Annotated in this window: 7 protein-coding genes and 1 pseudogene; 5 read left to right on the forward strand and 3 right to left on the reverse strand. The window is 69.2% G+C overall.

Going from position 1 to position 8,224, the window contains the following annotated elements:
• Positions 1 to 302: 302 nt before the first annotated feature.
• Positions 303 to 1,195, reverse strand: a pseudogene (locus tag DSY14_RS29500) (NADP-dependent oxidoreductase).
• Positions 1,196 to 1,308: 113 nt separating this feature from the next.
• On the opposite strand from DSY14_RS29500, the gene DSY14_RS25390 reads away from it, so the two are divergent.
• Positions 1,309 to 1,725 (forward strand): MerR family transcriptional regulator, encoded by a 417-nt coding sequence (locus tag DSY14_RS25390; RefSeq protein ID WP_211719137.1) that lies wholly within the window; start codon positions 1,309 to 1,311, stop codon positions 1,723 to 1,725.
• Between the two features lie 237 nt (positions 1,726 to 1,962).
• On the opposite strand, the gene DSY14_RS25395 is transcribed toward DSY14_RS25390, so the two are convergent.
• Both DSY14_RS25395 and DSY14_RS25400 read right to left on the reverse strand, forming a co-directional pair.
• The gene (locus tag DSY14_RS25395; protein ID WP_211719138.1) at positions 1,963 to 2,145 is read right to left on the reverse strand and encodes a hypothetical protein; all 183 of its coding nucleotides are present in this window, start codon (positions 2,143 to 2,145) and stop codon (positions 1,963 to 1,965) included.
• A 143-nt stretch (positions 2,146 to 2,288) separates the two neighbouring features.
• On the reverse strand, positions 2,289 to 3,320 hold the full coding sequence (locus DSY14_RS25400) for a LacI family DNA-binding transcriptional regulator (protein WP_211719139.1): 1,032 nt from the start codon (positions 3,318 to 3,320) through the stop codon (positions 2,289 to 2,291).
• A 127-nt stretch (positions 3,321 to 3,447) separates the two neighbouring features.
• Between DSY14_RS25400 and DSY14_RS25405 the strand changes: the two genes are divergently transcribed.
• The 4 genes from DSY14_RS25405 to DSY14_RS25420 all read left to right on the forward strand — a co-directional run bounded on the left by DSY14_RS25405 (position 3,448) and on the right by DSY14_RS25420 (position 8,085).
• The gene (locus tag DSY14_RS25405) at positions 3,448 to 4,584 is read left to right on the forward strand and encodes a Gfo/Idh/MocA family protein (protein ID WP_211719140.1); all 1,137 of its coding nucleotides are present in this window, start codon (positions 3,448 to 3,450) and stop codon (positions 4,582 to 4,584) included.
• Between the two features lie 288 nt (positions 4,585 to 4,872).
• Complete coding sequence (locus DSY14_RS25410; protein WP_211719141.1) at positions 4,873 to 5,808, forward strand: carbohydrate ABC transporter permease; 936 nt, start codon at positions 4,873 to 4,875, stop codon at positions 5,806 to 5,808.
• Positions 5,809 to 5,950: 142 nt separating this feature from the next.
• The gene (locus DSY14_RS25415) at positions 5,951 to 6,721 is read left to right on the forward strand and encodes a carbohydrate ABC transporter permease (protein WP_249188454.1); all 771 of its coding nucleotides are present in this window, start codon (positions 5,951 to 5,953) and stop codon (positions 6,719 to 6,721) included.
• A gap of 47 nt (positions 6,722 to 6,768) precedes the next feature.
• A complete protein-coding gene (locus DSY14_RS25420) occupies positions 6,769 to 8,085 on the forward strand; it encodes an ABC transporter substrate-binding protein (protein WP_211719143.1) in 1,317 nt (438 codons plus the stop codon).
• Positions 8,086 to 8,224 lie beyond the last annotated feature (139 nt).

An 8,224-nucleotide genomic window follows, 5' to 3' on the forward strand; every position in this document is an offset into this window, starting at 1 on the left:
CACACGCCCGGGGCCCGTCGGGCCTGTTCACCGGGCGACCGGCTCAGGCGGCGAGCGTGAGGCCGAAGGCGCACGGCTCCCTCGCCGCTCAGGTTCGAAAACCCAGTAAATCAGGCGACATGGCGCTCTGGTGTCACATGATTCGACGACGACCACCGGGCCACCGGGTCGACCCGCAGCTGAGAACGCGGATCAGCGGAACCGAGAACACCGCCCATCGTTCTGCGCCGCGGGACCGCCGGAACGGCCCCGTTCGGGCACCGGCGGGGACCCCTGTGGGACCGCCCGGCGATCCTCCGTGGTCAGATGCGGATCACGATCTTTCCGCGTGTGCGTCCCCGTTCCGCGCGTGCGTGGGCCTCCGCGATCCGCTCCAGTGGGTAGGTCCGCTCGATGCGCGGGGTGTAGCGGCCCTGGCGGCCGAGTTCCGCCGCCGCGTCGAGGAGGGCGGGATCGTTGACGGCGTTGACCAGATGCGTGCCCAGACGCCGCGCGTTGGCGTGGTCGGCGATCGTCGACACGCGTGTCGGAGCGCCCGTGATGGCGACGAGGTCGTCCAGGGAACCGGAGGCCGCGGTGTCGAACGCGCAGTCGACGCCCTGGGGTGCGAGGGCCGCGACGCGCCGGGCGAGACCGCTGCCATAGGTGGTGGGAATCGCTCCGAGTTCGGCCAGGAACGCGTGGTCGTGTTCGCCGGCCGTCCCGATCACGGTGGCACCGTGGGCGAGGGCGATCTCGGCCGCGGCACTGCCCACGCCCCCGGCCGCGCCCTCGATGAGGAGTGTGCGTCCGGGGAGAGGGCCCAACACCTTCAGCCCGCCCAACGCGGTCACCGACGCCAACCCGGCGCCGGCGGATTCCTCGTCGCTCCAGGTGGCGGGCGCCTGGGCCCGGGCGGACAGCAGGGCCAGTTCCGCCGTCGCACCGGTGACGCCTCCCAGGCCGAAGACACGGTCTCCGACGACCGTGTCCTGAACGCCCTCACCGACCTCGTCGACGACGCCGACGGCGTCGCGGCCGGGGATGGCGGGCAGCTCCACGGGGAGGAGTCCGCGCAACGCACCGGCACGGGCCTTCCAGTCGATGGGGTTGACACCGGCGGCCGCGACGCGGATACGGATCTCTCCGGGTCCGGGACCTCGTCGATCACCAGACCCTCGGCACCGCCGTGCTCATGGAAACGGGCTGCACGCATGATGTCCTGCCTTTCCGATACGCACCGAGAACCGATGTGCGCGACGCTCGGTACTCTAGAACCTGACGTTGACGTCAGGTGCACATCGCGAAGGTCGGACGTGAGGTGGATCCGTGCGCATTGGTCAGGTCGCCGAGCTGGCGGGCGTGAGTGTGAGGGCGCTGCGCTACTACGAGGAACAGCACCTGCTGACCGCCGAACGCACCCCCGGCGGTCAGCGGGACTACCCGGCCTCAGCCGTCGGCCGGGTACGGCTCATTCAGCAGCTCTACGCCGCGGGCCTACCGAGCAGAACGGTCCGTGAGGTGCTGCCCTGTGTGGACACGGGCGAGGCGACGCCGGACATGCTGGACCGGCTCATGGCCGAACGCTCGCTCGTGGATCGGCGGATCGCCGACCTGATCGCCGCACGCGACCAGCTCGACGAGGTCATCGGTATCGCGACCAACGCGTCCGGGCACACGTGCGAGAGCACCGCTCCCCCGCGGTCGACCGAGACGGTGGATGCCGGGCGCCCGCACGGGCGGTGAGCACGGGCGCCCGCGCGAACCGCTCCCAGTCCGCCGGGCGGGACGGCGGGGCCGTGTGCTTCAGGGCATGAGCCGGGCGTCGCCCCCGGGCCGGGCGCACGACGCCCGGCAGGGAACCTCAGGGACCTCCGGCGGGCAGGCGTGTCGCTCGCCCTCCCACCTGCGATCCCTCCCCGGGTTCTGGGGAGGCGACCTCCGCCGACGCGCGTTCGACGGACCACACCCGGCGCTCCGGCTCTAGGACTCGGCCTCGCCGGTGTCCTCGCCGGTGGAGGCGACCGCGTGGACGACCACATACCCCCCGGGCTGCGGCTCGGGCATTTTCTCGACCAGGCGCACCGCGTCGTCGGAACGCAGGGTCGCCAGCAGGCGCTCGACGTCGTCCTCCTGGCCGCGCAGCCGGAGTTTGACCCTGGACATCGTCTCCTCGATTCCGGAAGTCGAACGTGGAGGGCCGATCGGTGTCCGGGCGGGACCCGCCCGTGTTCTCGACCCGGACACCAACCTACTGAAGAGATCGGGACATGGGGCGCTTCCCCATGAGACCTTCCTCCCTCCCCTGTTCATCCCTGCGCGTGACGGACCGATCCGGGGACCGGACCCGTGGACTCGCGCCAGATGATCCTGTTGAGCGGCCGTTCGGTGAGCTGCGGCGTCGTGTCGCGGACCGCCGCGACCAGACGCCGCATGGCGTTCTCCCCCAGGAGCACGAGGTCGACGTCGACGGTGGTGAGCGAGGGACTGAGGTGGGCGCCCACCGGGTTGTCGTCCCAACCGGTGACGCTGAGGTCTTCGGGAACGCGCCAACCGCGCTCCTTCGCACCTCGGCACACGCCCGCCGCGATGACGTCGCTCCCGGCGATGATCGCGGTGACGCCGCTGTCCTCCGGTAGGGCCCGGATCGCCGCCGACCCGGCCTCGGCGCTCCAGGTCCCCTCGATCACCCCGAAGGACTCCAGGCCCAGTTTGGCGATGGTGTCCTCATAGGTCTTCCTGCGCCCACGCGCCGAAGCGAACCCGAGGTCACCCGTCACGTGCAGGAAGCGCCGGTGGCCCTGGTCCGCGAGGCGTTCGATGAGTTCCACCACGGGCGAGGCGTCGGCCAACTCCCCGATGCCCCGCATCTCGTCGTCATAGTCGGCGGAGACGACCACGGCGGCGTTGTTCATGGGTCCGGCGCCGTCGAGGTCGAGCGGACTCAGCGAGAGGATGCCCTCGACCTGACCCGCGTCGGCCAGTTCGCTCATCCGTTCGGTCCGGGCGCGCGCCCCACCGCCGAGGCTGACCACCTCGACGACGAACCCCTCGGCGTGGGCGGTCTCCACCGCGCCGATGAGCATCCGGGCGGGGCCCAGGGTGCGCAGGCTCGGCAGGACGATCGCCAGGCGCCCCGTGCGACGGGTGCGCATGGAGCGCGCGACGAGGTTGGGGCGGTAGTCGAGCTCCCGCATGGCCGCGTCGATTCTCTCCCTGTTGGACTCCTTGAGGCCCTTGCCCTCGTCGCGGAGGAAGCGGGAGACGGTCTGGTGGGAAACGCCCGCCAGACGGGCGACGTCCATGATCGTGGGACGCCGCCGCGGGTCACGTGTGGTCATGACGCTCCTGTTGCATCGGTGAACTCGGCGTTAAAGGAATCTTGACACGATGTGTGAACGATCACTATTTTAGGTGCCCCCCGCAATAGTGAACGTTCACTATGCACCTGCGACGCTAGGGGCACATGTGTCGGACCTCCCTCCCCGCATCCGTACCGCCGTCGTCGGCGGAGGCGGGATCGCCCGCGGCAGCCATCTCCCCGCCCTCTCCTCGGCCCGCGAGCGCGTCGATGTGGTCGCCATCGTCGACGTCGACCCCGACCGCGCCCATGCCACCGCGGACGAGTGGGACGTCCCCGGTAGGTACACCGACCTCGGCACGATGCTGGCCACCGAATCCCCCGACCTGGTCGTGGTGTGCACACCGCCCGCCGCGCACAAGGAAGCGGTGATCGCGAGCCTGGACGCGGGGGCCTGGGTGTGGTGCGAGAAGCCGCCCGCCCTCTCCCTGGCCGAATACGACGAGATCTGCGCCCACGAGGGAACCGCGAACGGCCCCTACGCGAGCTACGTGTTCCAGCACCGGTTCGGTTCCGGGGCCGAGCGCCTCCGCCACCACTTGGAGGAGGGGGCCCTCGGACGACCGCTCGTGGGCGTGTGCAACACGCTCTGGTACCGCTCCCCCGCCTACTTCGAGGTGCCCTGGAGGGCGAAGTGGGCCACCGAGGGCGGCGGCCCCAGTATGGGCCACGGGATCCACCAGATGGACCTCATGCTCTCGCTGCTCGGCGACTGGTCCGAGGTGACCGCCCGCATGTCCACCACGGCGCGTCGGACCGAGACCGAGGACGTCTCGATGGCGATCGTGGAACTGGAGTCGGGCGCGACCGTGTCGATGGTCAACAGCCTGCTGTCCCCGCGGGAGACCAGCTACCTGCGCTTCGACTTCGAACACGCGACGGTCGAGTTGGAGCACCTCCACGGCTACGACAACGGGCACTGGCGCTGGACGCCTGCCGCACACGTGGACGCGCGCCTGTCCGAGGTGTGGCCGCCCCGCGTCGACGAGCCGAGTTCCCACCGGGCGCAACTGTCGGCCCTCCTCGACGCCCACGCGGCGGGGCGCCGACCCCGGGCCGGCGGTGCGGACGGCCGGCGGGCACTCGAACTCATCGCGGGGATGTACGCCTCCGCGCTCTCCGGTGGCACGGTCCGGCGCAGGGACCTGGTCCCGGGCCACCCCTTCCATGAAGCGATGTACGGCGACGACGCGAGCGCCGCCACAGCGATCCTCGAACGAAAGGAGATCGTTCCCGGTGTGTGAGAACCCCACCATCGACCACGGGCCCCGGGCGCGCAGACCGCCGCGCGGCGCCCCGGACACCACCCCACACGACCGCGGCGTTCGTGGGGCCGGCGCGACGCCGGGCCCCTTCCCCTCCGGCGCGAACGGGCTCCCCGCACGGGACGGCGCGACGTTCGGACGCGCCCATCCATCCTCGCCCGGCGGTAGGGCCGGCGCGCGACACGGCGCGGACCATCGCCGCGAGGCCGCAGGGCGCACCGCGAACGCGGGGCCGCTGTCCCGTGACACCGCACCGGAGTGGTCGCCATGAGCATGCTCGGCGAACTCAGGACCATCGGGCGGTCCCGCCGCGGGCGGAACGACGAGGCCCACGGCAAGGACGACAAGGCCGCGTTGGCCTTCCTCGCCCCCTGGATCATCGGTCTGTTGGGCATCACCGTCGGCCCGATGATCGCCTCCCTCTACCTCTCCTTCACCGACTACAACCTGCTGCAGAACCCCGGGTTCGTCGGTGTCGAGAACTACGCGCGCATGCTCGGGGACGAGCGCCTCTGGGCTTCGCTCCAGGTCACCTTCACCTATGTCTTCGTCGGTGTGCCCCTGCAACTGGCCGCCGCTCTCCTTCTCGCCCTGCTGCTCGACCGGGGCCTGCGCGGCCTGGCGCTGTACCGCTCCGCCCTGTACCTGCCGTCGCTGCTCGGCGGAAGCGTGGCCATCGCGGTCCTGTGGCGGCTCGTGTTCGGGGCGGAGGGGCTGGTGAACTCCTTCCTCGCCGTGTTCGGGATTCAGGGTCCGAGTTGGATCGCCTCACCCGAGACGGCTCTGAGCACGATCATCACGCTCAACGTCTGGACCTTCGGGGCGCCGATGGTCATCTTCCTCGCGGGGCTGCGACAGATCCCCCGCCACTATTACGAGGCGGCCTCGATCGACGGCGCCGGACCCTTACAACGTTTTCGTTCGGTGACGCTTCCCCTGCTCAGCCCGATCATCTTCTTCAACCTGGTACTGGGCGTCATCGGAAGCCTGCAGGCCTTCACCCAGGCCTTCATCGTCTCGAACGGCACGGGAGGGCCTTCGGACTCGACGCTCTTCTTCTCCCTGTACCTCTATCAGGAGGGGTTCATGGGCTTCCGGATGGGATACGCGTCCGCCCTGGCCTGGCTTCTTCTGATCATCGTGGCCGCTTTCACCGCGATCAATTTCTGGGCATCGAAATTCTGGGTGTTCTACAATGACTGAGACCCTCGAGAAGAACGCCGTGACACCGGGCCCACCCCCGGGAAGGAAACCGGTCGGGAAACGTAGAGGACGCACCCGCTCGCCGAGCGCCCTCGTGTGGAGCCTAGCGAAACACCTGACGCTGATCGCCGTGTCACTGGTGATGCTGTACCCGCTGCTGTGGATGGTGGCCGGGTCGCTGCGCCCCAACCACGAGATCTTCGGTAACGCGACACTGTTCGTCGACACGTTCCATTTCGAGAACTACCCCAACGGGTGGAACGCGCTGAGCGAACCCTTCGGGAAATACCTGCTCAACTCGGCCGTCGTCGTGCTCGGAACGGTTCTCGGGAACCTCGTTTCGTGCTCTTTGGCGGCATACGCTTTCGCGCGCTTGAGGTTCAGGTACAGGCGCACGGCATTCGCGGTGATGCTCATCACCATCATGCTTCCCATTCACGTGCTCATCATCCCGCAGTACGTTCTGTACGCGCAGCTCGGGTGGATCAACACCTATCTCCCGCTCATCGTCCCGAAACTGCTCGCCACGGACGCCTTCTTCATCTTCCTGATGGTGCAGTTCATCCGGGGCATTCCCCGTGAACTCGACGAGGCGGCACGGATCGACGGCGCGGGCCACGCCAGGATCTTCTTCCAGATCATGCTGCCGCTCATGGTCCCCGCGCTGGCGACGACGGCGATCTTCACCTTCATCTGGACCTGGAACGACTTCTTCTCGCAACTGATCTTCGTCACCGAGCCGAGCCTGTACACGGTGCCGGTGGCACTCCGCTCCTTCATCGACGCCCAGATGCAATCGGACTACAGCGCGCTCTTCGCGATGAGCGTCGTCACCCTCATCCCGGTCTTCCTGGTCTTCCTCTTCGGACAGCGGTTCCTCCTCCGTGGGATCGCCACCACCGGAGGCAAGTGAGCCACCGGAGACCACAGCCCACAGTGCCCGAGGCACGAGGAGAGACCATGACCCCATGTCCACGCCGCGTCCGGACCTCGGCGGTGCTCGCCGCAGGGCTCCTCCTGACCGGTTGCGCCGTCACCCCCGACACGGTCGACCAGCCCGAACTCTCGGAGGGGGACGTCACCATCACCTTCGCCTGGTGGGGGGCGGACGACCGCACCCAGCAGACCCTGGAGGCCATCGAGATCTTCGAGGAGGAGTACCCCAACATCACGGTGGAACCGCAGTACGCCGACTGGGCCGGCTACTGGGACCGCCTCGCGACCATGACCGCCGGGGGCGACATGCCCGACGTGGCCCAGTTCGACGAGATGTACCTGGCCTCCTACGCCGATCGAGGGTCCCTGCTCGACCTGTCGACGGTCTCCAACATCCTGGACGTGAGCGCCCTGGAGGACCCCGTCCTGGACACCGGCTCGGTGAACGACACCCTCTACGCCGTACCGACCGGGGCGGCACCGAACGCGCTGGCGGTGAACACCACCCTCTTCGAGGAACTCGGGGTCGACCTGCCGGACTTCGAGACCTGGACGTGGGACGACCTCCACGAGGTCGGGTTGGAGCTGCACGAGGCCTCCGACGGCGAGTACAACCCTCTGGGCGCGATGTGCCTGGACAACTTCTCGCTCAACGTGTGGCTGCGCCAGCACGGTGAGGACCTGTTCGACCGCGAGGGGAACGTGGCCGCCTCACCGGAGACCATCGCCGCCTGTTGGGACCGGGTCGCGGAGTGGATCGACTCGGGTGCGGCGGACTCGGCCCACGAGATGGTCGAGAACCACGGCGTCCCCCTCGACCAGACCGGCCTGTCCCAGGGCGAGACGCTCATCGGTTTCATCGCCGGCGGCGTGTTCACCGCCCAGCAGGCCGCCGCGCCCCAGTTCGACTTCGTCCTGGGTCAGTGGCCCACCGACGACGACACCGCCGACGGCTATCAGTACATGAAGCCCTCGATGTACTGGTCGGCCTCGGCCTCCTCGGACCACCCGGCGGAGTCGGCCCTGCTGATGGACTTCCTCACCAACGACACCCGGGTCGCCGAGATCTTCCGACTCGATCGGGGGCTCCCCGCGCACCCGCAGTTCCAGGAGGTGGTCGAGCCGCACCTGGACGAGAGCGGCGCCATGGCGATGGAGTTCAACGAGAGGGCCATGGACCACGTGGGGGACGCTCCTCCGATCACCCCCAACGGCGGCAGCGTCATCGCGACCATCCAGGTGCGCTACGGGCACGAGGCCTTGCTGGGTGAGAAGTCCACGCAGCAGGCGGCCGAGGAGTTCCTCGCCGAGATGCAGGATTCCATCGACCGCTCCTCGTGAGGCCCGCCCACGGGTGGACCACGGCGGTTCGGACCGCCGCCCTCACCGGCGGAGCCCGAGCGGCGGCCACTCTCGGGGGCGGCGGTCGCGGAGGCACCGCTCCCCCGGTACCCGGTCCACGGGGCCGGGGACCGGGGAC

The organism is Nocardiopsis sp. MG754419 (genome assembly GCF_018207095.1).
Taxonomy (GTDB): Bacteria; Actinomycetota; Actinomycetes; order Streptosporangiales; family Streptosporangiaceae; genus Nocardiopsis.